Annotated in this window: 22 protein-coding genes; 13 read left to right on the plus strand and 9 right to left on the minus strand. The window is 72.8% G+C overall.

All coding sequences use genetic code 11. The features are described from left to right. Positions 1–31 precede the first annotated feature (31 nt). Positions 32–1,351 carry a glycosyltransferase family 4 protein gene (locus ACFYST_RS10770; RefSeq protein WP_387643343.1) on the minus strand — a complete coding sequence of 440 codons (1,320 nt, stop codon included), beginning with the start codon at positions 1,349–1,351 and terminating at the stop codon, positions 32–34. 233 nt (positions 1,352–1,584) lie between these two features. On the opposite strand from ACFYST_RS10770, the gene ACFYST_RS10775 reads away from it, so the two are divergent. The 6 genes from ACFYST_RS10775 to ACFYST_RS10800 all read left to right on the plus strand — a co-directional run bounded on the left by ACFYST_RS10775 (position 1,585) and on the right by ACFYST_RS10800 (position 8,391). Next, positions 1,585–2,250, plus strand: a complete 666-nt coding sequence (locus ACFYST_RS10775) for a TetR family transcriptional regulator (protein WP_387861351.1) — start codon at positions 1,585–1,587, stop codon at positions 2,248–2,250. Between the two features lie 235 nt (positions 2,251–2,485). After that, complete coding sequence (locus ACFYST_RS10780) at positions 2,486–3,985, plus strand: prenyltransferase/squalene oxidase repeat-containing protein (RefSeq protein WP_387861353.1); 1,500 nt, start codon at positions 2,486–2,488, stop codon at positions 3,983–3,985. Between the two features lie 200 nt (positions 3,986–4,185). Continuing rightward, complete coding sequence (locus ACFYST_RS10785) at positions 4,186–4,827, plus strand: SCO2322 family protein (protein WP_387861355.1); 642 nt, start codon at positions 4,186–4,188, stop codon at positions 4,825–4,827. 2 nt (positions 4,828–4,829) lie between these two features. Next, complete coding sequence (locus ACFYST_RS10790; protein ID WP_387861357.1) at positions 4,830–5,978, plus strand: energy-coupling factor transporter transmembrane component T; 1,149 nt, start codon at positions 4,830–4,832, stop codon at positions 5,976–5,978. After that, positions 5,975–7,579: an ABC transporter ATP-binding protein gene (locus ACFYST_RS10795; RefSeq protein ID WP_387861359.1), complete on the plus strand. Its 1,605-nt coding sequence runs from the start codon at positions 5,975–5,977 to the stop codon at positions 7,577–7,579. Before ACFYST_RS10790 ends, ACFYST_RS10795 begins: the two co-directional genes overlap by 4 nt. Beyond that, positions 7,576–8,391 (plus strand): ECF transporter S component, encoded by an 816-nt coding sequence (locus ACFYST_RS10800; protein WP_387861361.1) that lies wholly within the window; start codon positions 7,576–7,578, stop codon positions 8,389–8,391. Before ACFYST_RS10795 ends, ACFYST_RS10800 begins: the two co-directional genes overlap by 4 nt. On the opposite strand, the gene ACFYST_RS10805 is transcribed toward ACFYST_RS10800, so the two are convergent. Continuing rightward, on the minus strand, positions 8,385–9,842 hold the full coding sequence (locus ACFYST_RS10805; RefSeq protein ID WP_387861363.1) for an alpha/beta hydrolase: 1,458 nt from the start codon (positions 9,840–9,842) through the stop codon (positions 8,385–8,387). The genes ACFYST_RS10800 and ACFYST_RS10805 overlap by 7 nt on opposite strands. Positions 9,843–10,035: 193 nt before the next feature. Here ACFYST_RS10805 and ACFYST_RS10810 point away from each other — a divergent pair, with 193 nt between their 5' ends. Next, positions 10,036–10,851 carry a MerR family transcriptional regulator gene (locus ACFYST_RS10810; RefSeq protein ID WP_387861365.1) on the plus strand — a complete coding sequence of 272 codons (816 nt, stop codon included), beginning with the start codon at positions 10,036–10,038 and terminating at the stop codon, positions 10,849–10,851. 37 nt (positions 10,852–10,888) lie between these two features. On the opposite strand, the gene ACFYST_RS10815 is transcribed toward ACFYST_RS10810, so the two are convergent. Further along, positions 10,889–11,206, minus strand: a complete 318-nt coding sequence (locus tag ACFYST_RS10815) for an antibiotic biosynthesis monooxygenase family protein (protein ID WP_387643328.1) — start codon at positions 11,204–11,206, stop codon at positions 10,889–10,891. Between the two features lie 596 nt (positions 11,207–11,802). Beyond that, positions 11,803–12,159 (minus strand): hypothetical protein, encoded by a 357-nt coding sequence (locus ACFYST_RS10820; RefSeq protein ID WP_387861367.1) that lies wholly within the window; start codon positions 12,157–12,159, stop codon positions 11,803–11,805. Positions 12,160–12,273: 114 nt separating this feature from the next. Between ACFYST_RS10820 and ACFYST_RS10825 the strand changes: the two genes are divergently transcribed. Then, a complete protein-coding gene (locus ACFYST_RS10825) occupies positions 12,274–13,104 on the plus strand; it encodes a Scr1 family TA system antitoxin-like transcriptional regulator (protein ID WP_387643325.1) in 831 nt (276 codons plus the stop codon). After that, complete coding sequence (locus ACFYST_RS10830) at positions 13,097–13,306, plus strand: DUF397 domain-containing protein (protein ID WP_387643323.1); 210 nt, start codon at positions 13,097–13,099, stop codon at positions 13,304–13,306. Before ACFYST_RS10825 ends, ACFYST_RS10830 begins: the two co-directional genes overlap by 8 nt. Positions 13,307–13,453: 147 nt before the next feature. Here ACFYST_RS10830 and ACFYST_RS10835 read toward each other — a convergent pair whose 3' ends face one another. The 4 genes from ACFYST_RS10835 to ACFYST_RS10850 all read right to left on the minus strand — a co-directional run bounded on the left by ACFYST_RS10835 (position 13,454) and on the right by ACFYST_RS10850 (position 16,371). Next, positions 13,454–13,741, minus strand: coding sequence for a hypothetical protein (locus ACFYST_RS10835; RefSeq protein WP_387861368.1), 288 nt, complete (start codon positions 13,739–13,741; stop codon positions 13,454–13,456). A gap of 143 nt (positions 13,742–13,884) precedes the next feature. Further along, a complete protein-coding gene (locus ACFYST_RS10840; RefSeq protein WP_387861369.1) occupies positions 13,885–14,400 on the minus strand; it encodes a GNAT family N-acetyltransferase in 516 nt (171 codons plus the stop codon). Positions 14,401–14,692: 292 nt separating this feature from the next. Further along, positions 14,693–15,742, minus strand: a complete 1,050-nt coding sequence (locus ACFYST_RS10845; RefSeq protein ID WP_387861371.1) for a CU044_5270 family protein — start codon at positions 15,740–15,742, stop codon at positions 14,693–14,695. Further along, complete coding sequence (locus tag ACFYST_RS10850; protein WP_387861373.1) at positions 15,739–16,371, minus strand: RNA polymerase sigma factor; 633 nt, start codon at positions 16,369–16,371, stop codon at positions 15,739–15,741. The genes ACFYST_RS10845 and ACFYST_RS10850 overlap by 4 nt, the downstream gene beginning before the upstream one ends. Before the next feature lie 159 nt (positions 16,372–16,530). On the opposite strand from ACFYST_RS10850, the gene ACFYST_RS10855 reads away from it, so the two are divergent. The 3 genes from ACFYST_RS10855 to ACFYST_RS10865 are packed head-to-tail and all read left to right on the plus strand — an operon-like array spanning position 16,531 to position 18,493. Further along, complete coding sequence (locus ACFYST_RS10855) at positions 16,531–17,283, plus strand: DUF6879 family protein (protein ID WP_387861375.1); 753 nt, start codon at positions 16,531–16,533, stop codon at positions 17,281–17,283. Next, the gene (locus ACFYST_RS10860) at positions 17,280–18,122 is read left to right on the plus strand and encodes a helix-turn-helix domain-containing protein (protein ID WP_387861377.1); all 843 of its coding nucleotides are present in this window, start codon (positions 17,280–17,282) and stop codon (positions 18,120–18,122) included. The genes ACFYST_RS10855 and ACFYST_RS10860 overlap by 4 nt, the downstream gene beginning before the upstream one ends. Next, positions 18,095–18,493, plus strand: coding sequence for a hypothetical protein (locus tag ACFYST_RS10865; RefSeq protein WP_387861378.1), 399 nt, complete (start codon positions 18,095–18,097; stop codon positions 18,491–18,493). The genes ACFYST_RS10860 and ACFYST_RS10865 overlap by 28 nt, the downstream gene beginning before the upstream one ends. An 8-nt stretch (positions 18,494–18,501) precedes the next feature. Here the strand turns inward: ACFYST_RS10865 and ACFYST_RS10870 are convergent, their stop codons facing one another. Beyond that, a complete protein-coding gene (locus ACFYST_RS10870) occupies positions 18,502–18,999 on the minus strand; it encodes a DUF1772 domain-containing protein (protein ID WP_387643306.1) in 498 nt (165 codons plus the stop codon). Positions 19,000–19,131: 132 nt separating this feature from the next. Here ACFYST_RS10870 and ACFYST_RS10875 point away from each other — a divergent pair, with 132 nt between their 5' ends. Next, on the plus strand, positions 19,132–20,079 hold the full coding sequence (locus ACFYST_RS10875) for an AraC family transcriptional regulator (RefSeq protein WP_387861380.1): 948 nt from the start codon (positions 19,132–19,134) through the stop codon (positions 20,077–20,079). Positions 20,080–20,144: the final 65 nt, after the last annotated feature.

A 20,144-nucleotide genomic window follows, 5' to 3' on the forward strand; every position in this document is an offset into this window, starting at 1 on the left:
TGTTGACGGTCTGTTGTGCCGGGCGGCCCGGTCAGCCGACGTAGCGCCAGCCTGGGCCGGAGCGGGCGGCGGCGCCCGCTCCGGTGGCGATGGCGGCCCGGTAGCGGTCGGCGGTGAGTTCGGCGGCCCGGGCCCAGGTGAACCGCTCCAGCACGCGGGCCCGTCCGGCCTCGCCGAGCCGGGCGCGCAGCGCGGGGTCGTCGAGCAGCCGGCCGAGCGCGGCGGCGAGCGCCCCGGCGTCGCCGGGCGGGACGGCCAGGCAGGTCTCGCCGTCGGGTCCGGCGACCTCGGGGATGGCGCCGCCGGTGGTGGCGACCAGCGGGGTGGCGGTGGCCATCGCCTCGGCGGCGGGCAGCGAGAAGCCCTCGTACAGCGAGGGGACGCAGGCGGCCTCGGCGGAGCGGTACAGGTCGACGAGTTCGGCGTCGGTCAGGCCGGTGCGGAACTCGATGTGGTCCTCCAGGCCGAACCGGCGCACCGCGTCGGCGACCGGGCCGTCGTCCTTCTGCGGCTTGCCGACCACCACCAGGTGGGCGTCGCGTTCGGTGCGGACCTTGGCGAGCGCCTCGACCAGGTGCACCAGGCCCTTGAGCGGGACGTCGGCGCTGGAGGTGGTGACGATCCGCCCGGGCACCCGGGCTATCGCGTCGGACGGCGACCACAGGCGGGTGTCCGCGCCGATCGGGACGACGGAGATGGCGTGCGGGGCGGCGCCGAGGTGTTCGGCGATCTCGCCGCGGGAGCTCTCGGAGACGGTGATGACCTGCTCCAGCCGGCGCGCCACCCGCTGCTGCATCCGGGTGAAGGCGTACCAGCGGCGCTTGCCGAGCCGCTCCAGCCGGCCGGTGGCCGCGTCGATCTCCAACTGCCGGTCCACGGTGACCGGGTGATGGACCGTGGTGACCAGCGGGAAGCCGTGCCGGGCCAGGCCGAGCAGGCCGTAGCCGAGGGTCTGGTTGTCGTGCACCACGTCGTAGCGGCCCTTGTGCCGGGCCAGGTACTGGCGGGCGCGCAGCGAGAAGGTCAGCGGCTCGGGGAAGCCGCCGGTGCGCATCACCGCGAACTCCAGCAGGTCCACCGGGCCGCGGAACTCGTCGGCGGCGGGGGTGCGGAACGGGTCGTCGGCGCGGTACAGGTCGAGGCTGGGCAGTTCGACCAGCCGCACCGAGCCGGGGCCCTCGACCTCGTCGAGCACCGGGTACGGCTGGGCGCCGATCACGTCGACGTGGTGGCCGAGCCGGGCGAGCTCCCGGGACAGGTGGCGCACGTACACGCCCTGGCCGCCGCAGAACGGGTCGCCGCGGTACGACAGCAGGGCGATCCGCAGCGACGGCGGCGGCAACGCGGTCATCCGGGGCCCCTCTTCCCTACTCACCGGGACCGGCGACGGACGCGGCCGCCGACCGGTAAAGTAGATCACGTTTCACAGTGGTGCAGGCTCGCCGTCGGGGAAAGCGGACAACGAGAGACCTCGAAGATTACCGGGCCGTAGCTTGCCGTCAGGAGCCCCGGCAGGTGATTCACGCCACGCCGCGCGACCACCTGACGCCACCCCGTCCTTCGATCCCCCGCCCGGGAGTGAACGTGACCGCGAACGCCACCGCCGACGGGACGCTGACGCCGCGCCAGGCCGAACGCCGCCGGGGCATCCTGCGGGCCGCCACCGCGCTGGCCGCCCGCGGCGGCTTCGAGGCGGTGCAGATGCGCGAGGTCGCGGAGAGCGCGCAGGTCGCCCTGGGCACCCTGTACCGCTACTTCCCGTCCAAGGTGCACCTGCTGGTGGCGGTGATGCGCGAGCAGCTGGAACGGCTGCACGACCAGGTACGGAGGCGTCCGCCGACCGGCGCCGACCCGGCGGCCCGGGTCGCCGAGGCACTCACCCACGCCTTCCACGCCCTCCAGCGCGAACCCCGGCTGGCCGAGGCGATGGTGCGGGCGCTGTCCTTCGCGGACCGCTCGGTGGGCAACGAGGTGGACGAGGTCGCCCAGGTCACCTCGGCGATCGTGCTGGAGGCCGCCTGCCTCCCCGGCCCGCCGACCGCCGGCCAGCAGGCGGCGCTGCGGGTGGTCGCCCACACCTGGCACGCCACCCTGCTGGCCTGGCTGTCGGGCCGCGCCTCGCTGGCCGAGGTCCGGGCCGACCTGCACACCGCCGCCCGGCTGCTCACCCTCGCCACACCGTTCCCGGACGGGGACGAACTGCAACCGGTTCCACCACCTGCCAGGGGTGCCGCGCCGGTCGGCGGCTAGAGTCTTGGAGGCGCGGGACGGCCCCCACCGGACCGCCGGACAACTTCACATCCGCCTCCGAGGCCGGGGAAAGCCGGTGCGATTCCGGCACTGACCCGCAACCGTGAGCCGCGCCGTTCCCCGGCGCGACGCAGTCGGACTGCCCGGCCGGAGACGAGCGGCCCTCCTCCGTCGTGGGTCTACGGGCGGCCCCCACGGGTTCGCTGCGACCGCTCCCGAAAGGCTTTCTCCCCAAATGCTGACCGCTGCCCGCCTGGGCGCCGCCGCACTGGCCGGCGCCCTGCTCGCCGGCGCCGCCGCCGCGCCCGCGCTCGCCGACCCCACCGACCCCGCCTCGGGCGCTCCGTCCGCCTCCGCTTCTTCCGACGCGTCCGCCTCCGGCTCCCCGTCCGGCTCGGCCTCGGGCTCTGCGTCCGGCTCGGCGTCCGGTTCGCCCTCGGTGTCGTCCGGGGTGCCCGCCGGGCTGTACGGCAAGGGCGACCCGCAGTACGACGGCGTGTGGCGGCAGTCGCTGGCGCTGATCGCCCTGCACCAGGAGCGGGTCGTACCCGCCGACGCGGCCGTGAAGTGGCTGCTCGACCAGCAGTGCGAGGACGGCGGCTGGCCGTCCTACCGGGCCGAGGGCGCGGCCTGCGTCCCCGCCGCCGAGGACTCCAACGCCACCTCGATGGCCATCCAGGCGCTCACCGTGCTCGGCGACCACCAGCAGCAGGTCACCCGCGGCACCGACTGGCTGCGCGCCAAGCAGACCGTCGACGGCACCTGGGCGTACAACCCGGGCACCCCCGGCGACGCCAACTCCACCGCCCTGGCGGTGAACGCGCTGCTGGCCGCCGGCATCGACCCGGCCACGACGTCCCTCCCGGGCGGGCAGTCCGCCTACAACGGGCTGGCCTCCTTCCAGCTGGGCTGCTGGACCGCCGCCGAGCAGCGCGGCGCGTTCGTCTACCAGCCGGTCTCCGGCGCCCCGGCCGCCCCCAACACGATCGCCTCCGCGCAGGCCCTGCTGGCCTCCGCGGGCGGGCACCTGCCGGTCACCACCGCCGACCGCAAGGACGCCGCGCCGAAGACCCTGACCTGCCCGGACACCCCGGGCGACGGCCCGGTCGCGCACGCCGACTCCGCCGAGGCGGACGCCGCCTGGCTGACCGGCAAGCTCGCCGCCGGCGGGCAGCGCCTGCTGCTGGACACCCCCGGCGCGGCCGCCACCGCCGACTTCAACTCCACCGCCTGGTCGGTGCTCGGCCTGATCGCCTCCGGCCACTCCACCGAGGCCAGGAGCGCCGCCGACTGGCTGGCCGGCAACGGCTACGCCTGGGCCGCGCAGGGCAAGAGCGGCACCGACCCGGCGGCCACCGCCACCCTGGTGCTCACCGCCAGCGCCGCCAAGCTCGACCCGTACAACTTCGGCGGCGCCAACCTGGTGCAGCTGCTGGTCGACTCCGGCCCCAAGCCGAAGGTCGGCCCGAGCGCCGGCGACCCGCAGGCCACCCGCGCCCCCGGCTCGGCGATCACCGAGCCCGACGAGAACAGCGGCTTCTCGGCCGGCTGGCTGATCGGCGTCGGCCTGCTGGTCGGCATCGGCGCGGGCATCCTGCTCAGCCTCAACCGCCGCCGCAACGCCGCCGCCGCCGCAGGCTCCCCGGCCGGTGACACCCCGTCGGGCGAGAAGCCGTCGAACGAGAAGCCGTCGGACGAGAAGCCGTCGGGCGACGGGCCGGAGCAGGGCCGGTGACCGGCCGCACCCCCGCAACCGGCACCGCCGCCGGGCAGCGCCCTGGCCCCGCCCCGCGAACTGCCGCCGCTGGCGACCAGGCACCGAGCGCCTCGGCCTGCCGCGACGCCGCCCGCCGCACGCCTGCCGCCCCCGTAACCGGCGCCCCTGCCCCGCATCCCCTCTGCCGTGCACCACGAGCTGCCGCCGCCGTCGGCGCCGTGTTCGCTCTGCTGGGCGCCCTCAACGCCCTGCTCGGCCCGGGCGCCGGGTCCGCGCACGCGGCGGACTACCGGTACTGGTCGTTCTGGAAGGGCAGCGCGGACGGCTGGGCGTTCCAGCAGGTCGGGCCGACCGGGAACGTGCCCGCGGACGGCGCGGTGGACGGCTGGCGGTTCGTGCTCAGCCCGGACGGCGGTCAGGACGCGCCCCGGCCGTCGCCGCCCGCCGACTTCGCCGCGATCTGCGCGAACACCGCGCCCAGCGGCGGCCACAAGCGGGTCGCCGTGGTGCTCGACTTCGGCACCGCGAAGGACGCCCCGAACGGTGAACAGCCCGCCGAGGCACGTTCGGTGTGCGCCTCGGTGCCGAGCGCCGCGAACTCGGCGGAGGTGCTGGCCGCGGTGGCCGCGCCGCTGCGCTACGACTCCGCCGGGCTGCTGTGCGCGATCGCCGGCTACCCGCGCGCGGGCTGCGGCGAGCAGGTCGCGGCGGGCTCCGGCTCCGGTGCCGGTCCGGGCGGTTCGGCCTCGTCCGACAAGGGCGACGGCGGCCCGGCCGTGGGTGTGATCGCCGGGGTCGGCGCGGTGGTCCTGCTGGGCGCCGGCGCGGTCTGGCAGGCCCGTCGCCGCCGCACCCGCTGACGATGTCCGTCGACCGTCTGCGCCGCACCGCTCCGACCGCCCCCGGGTCCGCGAACCCGGGGGCGGTGCACAGCCGTTCGCTGCCCCGGCAGCTGCACCCGGGCGCCTGGTGGCTGTGGTCGCTGGGCCTCGCGGCGGCGGCCAGCCGGACCACCAATCCGCTGCTCCTGCTGCTGATCCTGGCGGTGGCGGGCTTCGTCGTGGCGGCCCGGCGCGGCGACGCGCCGTGGGCCCGCTCGTACGCGGCGTTCCTGCGCCTCGGCCTGCTGGTGCTGGCCGCCCGGGTGGTGTTCGCGGTTCTGCTGGGCTCCCCCGTCGGCGGCACCCATGTCCTGTTCACGCTTCCCCAACTTCCGCTCCCCGCCTGGGCGCAGGGTGTCCGGCTGGGCGGTTCGGTGAGCCTGGAGGGCGTGCTGTTCGCGCTGTACGAGGGTCTGCGGCTGGCGGTGCTGCTGGCCTGTGTGGGCGCGGCGAACGCGCTGGCCTCCCCGTCGCGGCTGCTGCGTTCGCTGCCGGGCGCGCTGTACGAGGCGGGCGTGGCGGCCGTGGTGGCGATGACGTTCGCGCCGAACCTGGTGGCGGACGTCCGGCGGCTGCGGGCAGCGCGCCGGCTGCGCGGCCGGACCGACCGGGGCGTGCGGGCGGTGCTGTCGGTCGGACTGCCGGTGCTGGAGGGCGCGTTGGAGCGTTCGGTCGCGCTGGCGGCGGCGATGGACACCCGCGGCTTCGGCCGCACCGCCCGGGTGCCGCGCCAACTGGTGCGCACCGGTGGGGTGTTGACGCTTGCCGGGCTGCTCGGCGTGTGCAGCGCCACCTACGGGCTGCTCACCGCGGGCAGCCACGCCTGGGCGCTGCCCGTGCTGCTGGCCGGCGTCGCCGCGTCCGCCGCCGGGCTGGCCCTGGGCAGTCGGCGTTCCGTCAGAACCCGTTACCGGCCCGATCCGTGGGCGCTCCCGGAGTGGCTGACCACTCTGTCGGGCGCGCTGGTCGCGGCCGCCCTGATCTGGTACGCGGGCCGCTGGCCGGAGGCCCTGACGCCGTCGGTGGTCCCGCCGACCGCGCCGCGGCTGCCGCTGCTGCCCGCCGCGGCCGTGCTGATCGGCCTGCTGCCCGCCTTCGTCACCCCCGAGCCGCCCCGGAGCACCCGGTGATCACTTTCGAGCAGGTCGGCGTGCGGTATGCCGACGCCGCCGAACCCGCCCTTCGCGGCGTCGACCTGACCATTCCCGAGGGCGAACTGTGCCTGCTGGTCGGCCCGTCCGGCGCCGGCAAGTCCACCCTGCTGGGCACCGTCTCCGGGCTGGTGCCGCACTTCACCGGCGGCGTCCTGGAGGGCCGGGTCACCGTCGCCGGCCGCGACACCCGCACCCACCGGCCGCGCGACCTCGCCGACGTGGTCGGCACCGTCGGCCAGGACCCGGCCGGGCACTTCGTCACCGACACCGTCGAGGAGGAACTCGCCTACGGCATGGAGTCGTTGGGCCTTCCCCCGGCCGTGATGCGCCGCCGGGTCGAGGAGACGCTCGACCTGCTCGGCCTCGCCGACCTGCGCGGCCGCGCGCTCTCCGCGCTCTCCGGCGGCCAGCGCCAGCGGGTGGCGATCGGCTCGGTGCTGACCGTCCACCCCGAGGTGCTGGTCCTGGACGAGCCCACCTCGGCGCTCGACCCGGGCGCCGCCGAGGAGGTGCTGGCCGTCCTGCAGCGGCTGGTGCACGACCTCGGCACCACCGTCCTGCTCTCCGAACACCGCCTGGAACGCGTCGTCCAGTACGCCGACCAGGTCCTGCTGCTCCCCGGCCCCGGCGAGCCGCCCGTACTCGGCGATCCCGCCACCCTGATGGCCCGCTCCCCCGTCCGGCCCCCGGTGGTCGACCTCGGCCGGCTGGCCGGCTGGAGCCCGCTGCCGCTCACCGTCCGCGACGCCCGGCGGCGCGCGGCGACCCTGCGCGAACGCCTGCCCGCGCCCGCCGCTGCTCCTTCGGCGACTCCGTCGGCCCCCGCGATCGCCACGGTCTCCCGGCTGGTGGTCTCCCGCGGCCCCGTCCCCGCCCTGCGCGGCGTCGAACTCGCCCTGTTCCCGGGCCAGATCACCGCGCTGATGGGACGCAACGGCGCCGGCAAGTCCACCCTGCTGGGCAGCCTGGTCGGCCTGCACACCCCCGACTCCGGCACCGTCCGGGTCAACGGCCTCACCCCGCACAAAGCCCGCCCGAAGGACCTGATCCGCTCCGTCGGCCTCGTCCCGCAGGACCCGCGCGACCTGCTGTACGCCGAGACCGTCGCGGCCGAGTGCGCCTCCGCCGACCAGGACGCCGGCGCCGAACCCGGCACCTGCCGGGCCATTCTGGCCGCCCTGCTCCCCGGCATCGACGACCACTGCCACCCCCGCGACCTCTCCGAGGGCCAGCGCCTCGCCCTCGCCCTCGCCGTCGTGCTCGCCGCCCGCCCCCCGGTGCTCCTGCTCGACGAACCCACCCGCGGCCTCGACTACGCCGCCAAGGCCCGCCTCGTCGACATCCTGCGCACGCTCGCCACCGAGGGCCACACCGTCCTGCTCGCCACCCACGACGTCGAGCTCGCCGCCGAACTCGCCCACCGCACCGCGGTCCTCGCCGAGGGCGAGATCGTCGCCGACGGCCCCACCCCCGAAGTCGTCCTCGCCTCCCCGACCTTCGCCCCGCAGACCGCGAAGATCCTCCCCCCGTACCTCACCGTCCCCGAAGTCGCCGCCGCGCTCAGGGAGTTGCCGTGACCTCCCGGGAACTCGCCCGCCCCGTCCCGCTCGGGCGGCGCTCGATCGTCGCGCTCGCCCTGGTCTCCGCCGTCGGCGTCGCCGCGTTCGGCTGGCCGCTGCTCGCCGCCCGCGACTCCGACCTGGTCGGCCACTCCACCGACGCGCCGTGGCTGTTCGCCCTGCTGCTGCCGCTGCTGCTCGCCGTGCTGGTCGCCCAGCTCTCCGAGGGCCGCAACGCCACCGGCGCACCCGGCCTGGACGCCAAGGCCGTCGCCATGCTCGGCGTCCTCGCCGCCGCCGGCGCGGCCCTGCGCCCGCTCGGGGCCGGCACCGCCGGACTGGAGCCGATGTTCTTCCTGATGGTGCTCTCCGGACGCGCCCTCGGCCCCGGCTTCGGCTTCGTCCTCGGCGCGCTCTCCATGTTCGCCTCCGGCCTGCTCACCGGCGGCGTCGGACCCTGGCTGCCGTTCCAGATGCTCGCCATGGGCTGGGTCTGCCTCGGCGCCGGACTCCTCCCCGGCGCCGCCCGCCTGCGCGGCCGGCCCGAACTCCTGCTCCTCGCCCTCTACGGCGTCCTCTCCGCCATCGGCTACGGCGTGGTGATGAACCTCCAGGGCTGGCCCTACATCGGCGGCCTGGCCACCTCGATCTCCTTCGTCCCCGGCGACCCCCTCCCCGCCAACCTCACCCGCTTCGCCCTCTACTGCCTCACCACTTCCCTCGGCTGGGACCTCCCCCGCGCCGCCCTCACCGCCGTCCTCTGCCTCACCGTCGGCGGCCCCCTCCTGCGCACCCTCCGCCGCGCCACCCGTCGCGCGGCCTTTCACTGATTCGTGCACGTCACGTCCTTGGCGGGCAGCCGGCCCGTGGTCAGGTAGCGGGTGAAGGCGCCGTCCGCGCAGGACGGGCCGGCCACCACCACGCCGTGGCCCTCGCCACCGGCGACCGTGACCATCCGGGAGCCGTGCAGGGCCCGCCGCATGCCCTGGGCCATGGCGAGCGTCGCCTGCGGGTCCCACTGGTTCTGCACGATCAGCGCGTCGACCTCGTTGTTGACCACGGTCGCCGGCTCGACGGCCGCCGACTTCCAGAACGCGCACGGCTGGACGTTCGCCCCGAAATCACCCGCCAGCGGGTACCTGGCCCGGTCGGCGATCGCGTCGCGGCGGTACTGCTCGGGGTCGCGCGGCCAACTCCGGGTGTCGCCGCAGAACACCGCCCAGGTGACGGCCGTCATGTTGTCGTCCACGACGACCGGCGGGACGCCCGGCACGGCCGGCCCGCCCGCGGCCGCGGCCTTCAGCGCGACGATCCACGGGGTGACGGCCTCGACCTGCACGAACGCGCGGTACCCCGAACGGATCGCGGCGCCGTCCAGCCCCTTCCCGTCGTCGGTCGGAACGGGCGTCCGGTCGGCACGCTCCACCAGCTCCCAGTACGTCTTCCGCACCTCCGCGGCCGAGGCCCCCAGCCCGTACGTGGCGTCACGCTCGGCGGCCCACTCCGTCCACCGGGTGAACGCGAGTTCGGCCGCCGCCGACCAGCCCCGGAACGAATCCCGCCAGGCGAGCTTCGGATCGAGCGCGCTGTCGAGCACGATCCGGTCCGACCGCTGCGGGAACATCTGCGTGTAGACGGCGCCCAGGTACGTGCCGTACGAGTACCCGAAGTAGGAGATCCGCCGCTCGCCCAGCACCGCCCGGACGATGTCCATGTCCCGCGCCGTGTTGCGGGTGGTGATGTGCGGCAGCACGTCCCCCGCCTTCGCCCAGCACTTGTCGGCCACCGACCGGGCCCGCTCCACATCCTTCCCGAACGCGGCCGCGCTGTACGGGTGTTGGATGCTCCGCTCGTCCTCCGTCAGATCGCAGCCGATCGGCGAACTCCGCCCGACCCCGCGCGGATCGAACCCGACCAGGTCGAACCGCGCCCGCACCTCCGCCGGCAGCATCGGCTCGAACTCCACCGGCATCGTCAGCCCCTGACTGCCCGGCCCCCCGGGGTTCATCAGCAGCACCCCGTGCCGCTCCTTCGCACTGGCCGCCTTGACCCGCGATATCGCGATCTCGATCGTCCGGCCCGCGGGCTTCCCGTAGTCCAGCGGCACCTTCACCTTCGCGCACTCGAACGACGGCAAGCCGCCCATCTCGCAATGCTCCCAGCGGAGTTCCTGCTGCGCGTACCGCTGCAGCGGATCCCCCGCCGCGAACGCCGTCGCCGGAGTGAGCGCCGCCAGCACGGCCGTCAGCAGCAGAATCGTTCGCCCGTTTCGCAGAACCATGCCAGCCCTCTGTGCGGAACCAGTACCTCGAATTGCCTCCAGTCTCCGATCCGCCACCCCCGCCCCACGTACGGCCGCAGGATGGACCCGGCCTCCAACCTGCGGCGTACAACCCGGCACTGACGTCACGCCACACTCCCACCCGCGATCATCCGCTTGCCTCTCCCCCAGGGGCAGAGTGCACAGTGGCCCCGTGCAAGAGGAACTGATCAGCATCGGGGAACTCGCGGCCAGAACCAGGCTCAGCCTCAAGGCCCTACGGCTCTACGGCGACCGCGGCCTGCTGCCACCCACCGAGACCGATCCGCGGACCGGCTTCCGCCGCTACGGCCCCGCCCAGGTCGAACGCGCCCGCCGCATCGCCCTGCTGCGCGCCACCGGCATGCCGCTCGCCCTCATCGCGACCGTCCTCGACTCCCGCAGCCCGGAGCCGGCCGCACTGCTCGCCGCGTACTGGCGCGAACAGGAATCCGCCCACCTGGCCCGCCGGGACGCGGTGGGCTACGCCCGAGACGTCCTCACCGGAAGGAACCCCACCATGGACGAGATCGCCGAACGCGAAGTGGCGGAGCAGAAAGTCCTGTTCACCCGGCGCCACGTCACCGCCGCAGACCTCCCCGACTTCCTCGCCTCATCGACCGAACTGCTCCTCACCCACCTCCGCGAGAGCGGAGCATGCCTGTCCGGACCGATCTTCGCGGTCTACGACGGCCTGGTCAGTGAGGACTCCGACGGCCCCGTCGAACTCTGCGCCCCCACCCAGAACGCCGTCGAACCCACCCCGCAGATCGGCATCCGCATCGAACCCGCCCACCGCGAGGCCTACCTCACCCGCACCAAGAACCAGGCAGGCTTCGCAGCCATGGCCGCCGCCCACGACGCCCTCGGCACCTGGCTCACCGAACACGGCCACACCCGCAGCGCCGCCAACCGCGAGATCTACTACCCGAACTGGCCCACCGCCGCCCCGGACGACCACGTGGCGGACATCGCCATCCCGTTCACGTAGGCCGGCCTCCCCCCGATGACCGGCCCCGCTTCCCTACCTACGCCTTCGGCCCTGCCGACTGCACCACCTCGAACGACCACACCGACGACCCCGTCGCCGCCGGCTTCGGCCGGTCGCCGCCGCCCTGGTGCGCCGCCTTCATCGGACCCTCCATCCACGCCTGGAACGACTCCTCGTCCCGCCACCGCGTGTACACCAGGTACTGGTCCGTCCCCTCCACCGGCCGCAGCAGCTCGAACCACTCGAACCCGTCCGCACCCTCCACGGCCCCGGCCCGCGACCCGAACCGCTGCTCCAACACCTCCCGCTGCTCAGCAGGAACAGTCAGCACATTGATCTTCACAACGCTGCCCACACGACACCCCTTGAGTTGCACGGTCAGCCGGAATGGCGACCTCACCTTGATCACGCGCGAGCAGCCCTCGTACGAACGACAGCGCAAGCGACGTGAGGACGACTCCAAGGCATCGCCCTAGGCCCAGCGTACGAATACTGAGGCGCCTACGTACTCCCGGGGCCTGATGGGCGGGTCACGGGCGGCTCTCGCGGTAGGTGGCCCACAACTCTCCGCTACCGTCGGACAGCCGGTCATGCCCGAAGCGCTCGGACTCACCCAGGACGCGAAGCACTTCAAGGTGCAAGTCACCATCCATGGGCGCTACTCGGAACCTGAGCTGTACGCCGCCGACCACCTGCGACACCCGCACCTGCTCGCCCGTCAGAGCTACGAGCTGAGCAGCCGCGTCCCAGGCACGATCGAGAGCACCCGTCACCGCGCCAGGGCCGTACGCTCCGGCGGGGCCAGATCCTCAAGTGAGGTAACACCCTCCCGCCCGTCCCACAGGTGGCGGACGAACACCCCGCACTCATGGACGGCCATCACGCGCACGTCTCCGCCCGAGCGCCGGTCGTGGGCCGATTGCCCTTCCCGGGGCTCCCACTGATCAGTGGTCACACGCTCAACTCCCCTGCGACGACGTACACCCCGTCGCTCGGCAGCGCCGGCCTCACCCCGTGGTCGGCAAGTACACGGGCCACGAATCGCTGGGATCGGCCGTCGATGAGTCGGCCCGTCAGCCTGGCGTACTCCGTCAACACGTCGGCGAGCGCGCGAGCTGTGGCGGCGCTGCACCCCCCAAGGGAGACGTGAGCGCCGACGCTCAGGCCACGCCCACTCGTCACCGGCATCACGTTGGGCTCTGTCGGCAGTCCCGCGAGTCGCCACGCCGTCTCTACGGCGTCCGCTGCTTCCTCCGCCTCCGCGCGATAGGCACATCTCCGCGCCGTGTCGCTCTCCACCGCTGCCATCGTTGCTCCAAGTCACCTCGTGCTCGACTTTCCGTGACCAGCGTCGGCATTGGTCGGTAACCTGGACAGAGTTGACGGCACAGCAACTGCGCTGCTGAAACAGGGATATGACGTATGGCCAGTCCGAAGGACCTCGATCCGTCCGCCTCCCCGAGCGCGTTCTACGGAGCGGAGGTTCGACGCCTCCGCGAGGCAAAGGGGCTGTCCCAGAGCGGGCTGGGGGAACTGGTCTACTGCTCCGGTGCGTACATCGGCCAGATCGAAAGTGCGGTCAGGAGGCCGCAGGAAGATCTCTCGGAACGGCTCGATGCGGCCCTGGGCACCGGAGGCCACTTCGCGCGCCTCTTCCCCATGGTGACCCGCACACGGCATGCCGCCCACTTCGCTCCGGTTGCCGAGCTTGAGTCGCAGGCCAAGACGATCTCCCATTACGCCCCAACGCTGGTGACAGGGCTGTTGCAGACGGCTGCCTATGCGCGCGCCGTTGTCCGAGCAGCCAAGCCGTTCGCCTCAGCCGTCGCGGTGGATGACGCGGTGGCGGCCAGGCTTGAACGGGCCCGTGTCCTGACCGATCCAACAGCACCTCTGTTGTGGGTGATCCTCCACGAATCAGTGATCCGAACGCCTGTCGGTGGTGAACATGTGATGGCCGAACAACTGCGCCATCTCTTGACGCTGGCCGGGATGGGCAAACTCCTGGTTCAGGTACTGCCGTTCAGCGCGGGGGCACACGCCATGGTGGCAAGCTCGGTCTTCCTCATGACGTTCGCCGAGGCTCCGCCCGTGGCGTACGTCGAGAGCCTGCACTCGGGGCAGTTGCTCGACGATCCGGCCGTGGTCGCCCTTTGCGAGAGGTCATACGATCTAGCCAGGGCCGTCGCGCTGTCGCCGGAGGCGTCCCTGGCCCTGATCAAATCGGCGGCGGAGGAGTACGCACATGAGTGAAGGGCCTGACCTCAGCGCCTCCAAGTGGCGCAAATCGTCCTACAGCGATGGCGACGGCGGGGAGTGCATCGAAGTGGACGATGCCAACCCGGGAATGGTCCGGGACTCCAAAGACCCTGACGGCCCCCGCCTGACATTCTCCGCTGAGGTGTGGCAAGCGTTCGTCGCCAAGGTCAAGGCCGGACAGTTCCCCACCCCCTGACAGCTGCACGGGCTCGACACAGCTCCGGACCGGGCAACCTCCGGAGCTGATTTCCTATATGGGTGGCTTGACACGCCGAAACAACTGCAACGAGAACGCCCCGCCGGCAACAGGGAAACCAGCGAGGCGAACCGCAGACGCGCCGACCTACAGAACGCCCTCGCCCGGCTTGTCGAGCCAGCCGGCCGTGGTCACGGTGCCGGTCAGACGCATCTCCCCGGCAGCCGCGAAAACGTCTCCACCGGCCGCCGACGCACGATGCTCCTCGTGGCCGATCCACACCTTCGCGGCGCCCGCGGCCCCGGCCTGGACGGCCCGGACGGCCTGGGACGGAACGCCGTCGGACGACTTCACGCCCGCGTCGGCGAGCGCCGCACTGGCGCCGAGACTGAACAGCGCAGCTGCCGCCGCGACAACTACTGCACGCTTGATCATGATGGTTCTCCAGGACCTCGAAGGAGTCAGTGCTCCGAGTGGACCGGCCCAAGATGGACGTTTGATCGACGCCCGACCCGCGGCCGGGAAGGTCGTCCTTGATCGAGGTTCCCGGGTTCGTCACCCCCTGCGGATGCGCTCGATCAGCCGACGACCAGCTCCCACCTGACCTCCCCGTCCTCCCACTTGTCGGTGGGCACGAGTCCGGCCGCGGTCGCGACGGCGGCGGACGCCGCGTGCTCGGGGTGGATGTGGGCCACGACCGTGCGCACCGGGAGCTCCCGGATCCGGGCGACGAGGCCCCGGGCCGCTTCGGCGGCAATGCCGCGCCGCTGCCAGGCCGTTCCCACCACCCAGGCGATCTCCGCCGCCGCCCCGCGCTCGTCGGTGGTGACCGTCGCCTGGACCGTCCCCACCAGGCAGTCGTCGTCACGGAGCCGGATCACCCAGTTGCACCAGGACTCCCCAGGGTCGGGCGAACCGGCCACCCACCGCTCGTAGCGCGCTCGCAGAGCCTCCGCGCTGTCCGGCGCACCACCGATGAACGCGTGCAGACCGGGATCGCCCAGCACGGCGGCCATCTCCTCGGCATGCTCGACCCGCAGGGGCAGCAGGTCCAGTCGGTCGGTGCGGATCTCTTCGGGCTTGAACTGACTCACGCTGCCTCCGGGTTGGGATGTCCGACGAGTATCCGACTGACCGCCCACCCCCGAACAATGGGGGCTCCAACAGCACGGCGACGTCATCGCCCTCCCCACGGACTCCGCACTCACCAGCCGCTGCGCAGGTTCGGCCCGTTCCTGCTCGTCGAACGCCCAGTGCGGCAGGGCCTCGTTCCCGTAGTGGGTGGTGCAGCCCACGACCCCGGCCGTTTCGTGCTCCAGCGATCGACACGCCGGTGCGGCCCCGACACCTTGTCTCGTGGTGCCGGGGCCTCCATCAAGGGCCGGGTCAGGCCTGGTCGGACGGGATCTGCTTGATCTCGTTGACGACGGCGCGCTTCGTGACGGCGGCGGTGACGAGGACCGTGCCGGGCTTGGTCACGACCTGGCCCGGGGCCGGTGTGCCGACCTGGACGGTGCGCTCGCCGAGGAAGGCGAACGTCGACTTGTCGAAGATCCACTCGGAGCGCTGGCCGTTGGACTCCTTGGTCCGGGCCACCGCGACCCCGTGGCGACCGATGGCGTCGACCGCGTCGTCCACCACGACCACGCCGGGGATCTTGGCGGCGGCCTTGTAGAGCGCGGACATGACCGGGGCCGGGAGGTAGGTGTCGCGGAGGAGCGTGCCGATGGCAATGAACGCCTCCGCGTCCGGGCCACCCTGGCCTTCGTACGCGATCTCCTCGCGGATCTTCTTCAGCAGCGCGTCGGGGTCGGTGGGGAGGGAGGCCAGGTACTCGTAGGTCGGCCATTCGAGACGTCCGATTCGCAGCAGCTCCAGCTCGGCGTCCACGTGCTGCTGGGGCTCGGACAGCCAACCCCGGTGGTTGTCCGACGTCCACATCCGACGGGTGTGAAGGGGGGTGTCGAAGGGGGTGGGCTTCCCGTCGACGTCCTTCACGTTGACGCCGGCGACCTGCGACTCGAGGTAGACGTACTGACCCGGACGCACCGTCGGGCTCGGGGCCTCCGCGGCGGCCAGCGAGATCCGGTTGAGCAGCTGGACGGCTCCCTTCTGGTCGCCGTTGCCGAGGTCGCCGGTCAGGGCCGGGCCGGCGGCGGGCCGGGCCGCGTGGTCCTGCGGGATCAGGACCGCTCCGGCCGCCACGGCGCCCGCGAGGGCGAACCCCGCCGCGGGCAGCAGGATCGCGCGGCGAAGGAACGGGTTCCGTCGTACGGGGGCGGGAACGGCGTTGTTGAGGTCTTCGTGGATCTGGGCCATCAGTTGCTCCTTGTGGAACTGGTGGCGGCCCGCCGGCAGATTCCGCTCCGCGGTCGGCCGGAGGCCGTCGGTCTCCGGCCGGTCAGCCGGGTGCGGCTGGGAGGGGCTGGCGTTCATCGGTGTCCTTCCGGTACGGGCCGGACCGCGATTGCGCGGTCCCTCTCTGTCTGTCGGGTGCGGCGGGCGAGTTCCCGTCTTTCTGTCGCCAGTTCCGCGTGGGCGAGCTTGCGCAGTTTGGTGCGGGCGCGGGAGAGGCGGGAGCGGACGGTCCCGACGGGCACGCCGAGCGCCTCGGCGGCCTCGGCGTACTCCAGGCCTTCCCACAGGCACAGGATCAGCACCTCCCGCTCGGCCCGCCGCAACGCCCCGATCGCGGTGACGGTGGCGGCGATCCGCCGCCGGTCGTCCACCTGCCCGACCACTTCCTCGGCGTGGTCGGGCATCTCCACCACCGAGGGCCCGGTCGCGGCGAGCGCGGCGGCGGCAGCCCGGTAACGCCGGTTGCTGCGACAGTGGTTGCGCGCGAGGTTCGTCGCGATGCCCAGCAGCCACGGCCGCAGCGACCCGCCCTCCTCGGCCACCCTGTCCCGTAACCGCCACGCCTCCATGAACGTCGCCGACATGACGTCCTCGGCGACCGACCAGTCCGCGGTCAGCCGGAACGCATGGTTGTAGACAGTCCGGGCATACCGGTCGAACAGCTCCCCGAAGACGTCCGGGTCCCCGGCCCGCACCCGGGTTCGCATATCTGTGATCACTCCTATGAGCTGTCCGGCACCCGCCCACGGGTTCCCGTGACGCCCGTCTCGCCCGCCCCTCCGGACGAATATTCGCGAATCCGCGTCCTGTCCCGCCGGATGCCCGGGCATTCTGAGGCCGACCGCCCACAGGAGGGAAGCACAGACATGACCCGTCGCCTGCGCTACATCGGGAGCAACTCGGGGCACAGCGGATGCCCGACGCTGTACGAGGACGAGGAGACCGGGCAGGTGATCGTGCAGGGCGACCTCGTCACGGACCCGGCGGAAGTGGCCCAGTTCCGCAACATCAAGCCCGGCGAGGGATTTGTGACCGTGCCCCGCGTCCTGCTCGCGGACTTCGCGCCGCGTGCCGCCGAGTGCGAGCCCGTGATGATCAGCTACGACGAGTTCGAGTCGATGTTCCAGACCTTCCAGCACACGGCATTCCGGCTGGAGACCCGCCGCCAGTACCGGTCCGACGAGCAGACCGAGACCTACCGCCGGTTCGTCGCCGGTGAGGACCCCGGCTGGGACATGGACAACGACTGGGCCCGCAACCGCAGTGCGCAGTCCGCGCAGGGCAAGCGGTTCGAACGGGTGCGGATCATGGACAACCCGCCGACCCTCGGCCAGCGTTACCTGCTCGACAACGCCGAACAGATCGGCACGGTGGGCGAGGACGTCCGCTACCTGTGGCGGGAGGATGCCGACCGGCTGGGCCTTCCTCTGGAGGACGCCTGGGTGTTCGACTCCCGGGTGATCGCGCTGCTGCACTTCGACGCCAACGACGTGCTGACCGAGATCGAGGTGATCACCGACCCGGTCCGGGTCAACCGCGCCTGCCAGGAGCGGGACGCCGCCTGGCACTTCGCCGTGCCGCACCGCGAGTTCCGGGCTGGGGTACCGTCCGGCGAGTGACCACCGATTTCCAACAGGCCCGTTACGCCCTCGGTCTGCGGCTCCGCGAGCTGCGGACCGAGGGCGGTCTCACAGGTCGCCAACTGGCCGAACAGCTCGGATGGACGCAGTCCAAGGTCAGCAAGCTGGAGACCGGCCGCCAGACGGCCACCCACGAGGACCTTCGGGCCTGGGCGGACGGCGTCGGGCAGCCCGAGGCAGCGGCCGAGCTGTCGGCCAGGCTTCGCACCTTCGAGACGCAATCCCGTTCCTGGCGACGGCAGTTGGCCGCCGGTCATCGGCCGGTGCAGGACCGGCTGACGGTCGAATACGAGCGTTCGTCCGCCACTAGAGCCTGGCAGAACGCGATGGTCGTCGGCTTGCTCCAAACCCCGGACTACGCACGGCACATCTTCGAGGCCTACACCGCCCTCCACCGCTCCCCCCGCGACATCGACGAGGCAGTGCAAGCCCGAATCCGCCGCCAGGAGTTGCTGTACCGGCGCGGCAAGCGCTTCCACATCGTCATGTGGGAGGCCGCGCTCCGGGCGCGGATCTGCCCGCCGGGCGTGATGGCTGCCCAACTCGACCGTCTCAGCGGCGTGATCGGCCTCGACAACGTCACTCTCGGCATCGTGCCGTTCGACGCCCCGGTCGAACTGCCGCCCGCCAACGGCTTCTGGATCCACGACGAACGCCTGGTCATCGCCGAGGACTGGCACGCCGAACTCTGGCTGGACGCCCCCGACAGCGTGGCCCTCTACCTGCGCGTGTGGGAGTCGCTGAACCGTGCGGCCGTCCACGGCGCGGACGCCCAGCGGGTGATCGCCCGGTGCCGTCAAGCGCTGAACAGCAACTGAGCCCAGACCTGCGCCAGTCCGCGAATCCCTCCCTCCCTCTCTCTCCCTCCCTCCCGCAGCCCGACGAACTCGGCGGCTGGGCGGCGATGTTCGCGATCGGCGTCCGGGTGCCGGGGGTGTTTCCGCTGACGGAGCGGTACCCGGACGGGACATACACGCTCTGGTTGCACGACACGGCCGTCACCTCGTGGGCGACGGCCGATTGGGAGCCGGGACGGGCGGAGTTCGAGGTGGTGCAGTCCGGCCCACGCCGGCTGTGGGACGAGGTGGAGGCCGGGTGGCGGTGGTGGGATGCCCGGGGCCGCCCGGGGGTCGAACGGTTCGCGCTGACCGTCGCCCCGGACGGCGCACACGCCGTCCGGTTGGCGTGACCGGGGAGTCAGGAGTTGCGGCCCGACAGTGCGAGCGCCCAGGTCAGGCAGGCGAAGGCGGCGGTGGAGGTGATGGCGCGGACGACGTTCCAGCGGACCCAGACGTCTTCGAAGGCGGCGCGGACGGCGGCCGGGTCGGTGAGCTTGTCGGGGGCGCCGGCGGCGGCCAGCTTGTCGTTGAGGGGGACGTTGACGGCGCTGGTGATGACGAACATGGCGAGGTAGAGGACGGCGGCGGCGCCGATCCACAGCAGGACGGTACGGTTGCCGCCGCGCCACTGGAGGATGCCCGCGGCGACGATGAGCACCAGCGCGCCGAGGAAGCTGATCATGAACCAGCCGTTCAGGATGGCGACGTTGATGCGCTGCATGGTGTCGACGAAGGCCCGGTCCTCGACCTTGGCCAGGCCGGGCATCACCGAGCAGGCGTAGGAGTAGAACAGGCCCGCGCTGAGCCCTGCGGTGATGGTCGCGCCGATCAGCGTCACCGTGCGAAGAACTGCCATGCCGTGGGCCCCCGTTCGTGTGGTCATGACGGACAGTCAACCCATCAGGCGCTCCAAGATCCATGGCCCAGAAGCTCGTTGACATACGTGAGCGTCCACCCGGCCGCGCACCTGGCGTCTACGCTGGCGGCCATGGACGCGCTCACCGCACTGCTGACCGGCCCCCGGGCCCAAGGGGCGTTCCTGCTGCGGTCGGTGTTCGACCCGCCGTGGGCGATCCGGATCGCGGACCGGGCGCCGCTGACGGTGCTGACCACGGTGCGCGGCGACGGCTGGATCGTCCCGGACGACGGCCCGCCGGTGCCGCTGCGGACCGGGGACCTGGCGATCGTCCGCGGGCCGGAGCCGTACACCGTCGCCGACCGGCCGGAGACCGCGCCGCAGGTGGTGATCCATCCGGGGCAGGTGTCGACCACCGTCGACGGCGAGCGGATGTGCGAGGAACTCGACCAGGGCGTCCGGACCTGGGGCACCGCCAGGGACGCGGCGACGGTACTGCTCAGCGGCACCTACCAGCTGCACGGCGAGGTCAGCGGACGGCTGCTGCGCGCACTGCCGCCGGTGCTGCGACTGGCCGCCGAGGAGTGGAGCTCACCGCTGGTGGCCCTGCTGGAGGCGGAGATCGGACGGGACGAGCCGGGCCAGGAGGTGGTGCTGGACCGACTGCTCGACCTGCTGCTGATCTCCGCCCTGCGCTGCTGGTTCTCCCGCGACGCCACCCACGCCCCGGCCTGGTACCGGGCCCACACCGACGCGGTGGTGGGCCGCGCGCTGGTCCTGCTGCACACCGACCCGGCGCGCGCCTGGACGGTGCACGAGCTGGCCGCCGAGACGGGCATCTCACGGGCCGCGCTGGCCCGGCGCTTCACCGACCTGGTGGGCGAGCCCCCGATGGCGTACCTCACCAACTGGCGGCTCGCCCAGGCCGCCGACCTGCTGGCCGAACCGGACGCCACCCTCACATCGGTCGCCCGCCGGGTCGGCTACGGCAGCGGCTTCGCGCTCAGCGCCGCGTTCAAGCGGGTCCGCGGGCTCAGCCCACAGCAGTTCCGCGAGCAGGCGGGCGCCGCCGCCGGCTGACCGGCACCGGCGCCCGTCGCCTCGACCGGGGCGCACCCCGGCCCGGCCGTCCCTGTTGCCCCGTG

This window comes from Kitasatospora sp. NPDC004614, assembly GCF_042873675.1.
Taxonomy (GTDB): domain Bacteria; phylum Actinomycetota; class Actinomycetes; order Streptomycetales; family Streptomycetaceae; genus Kitasatospora.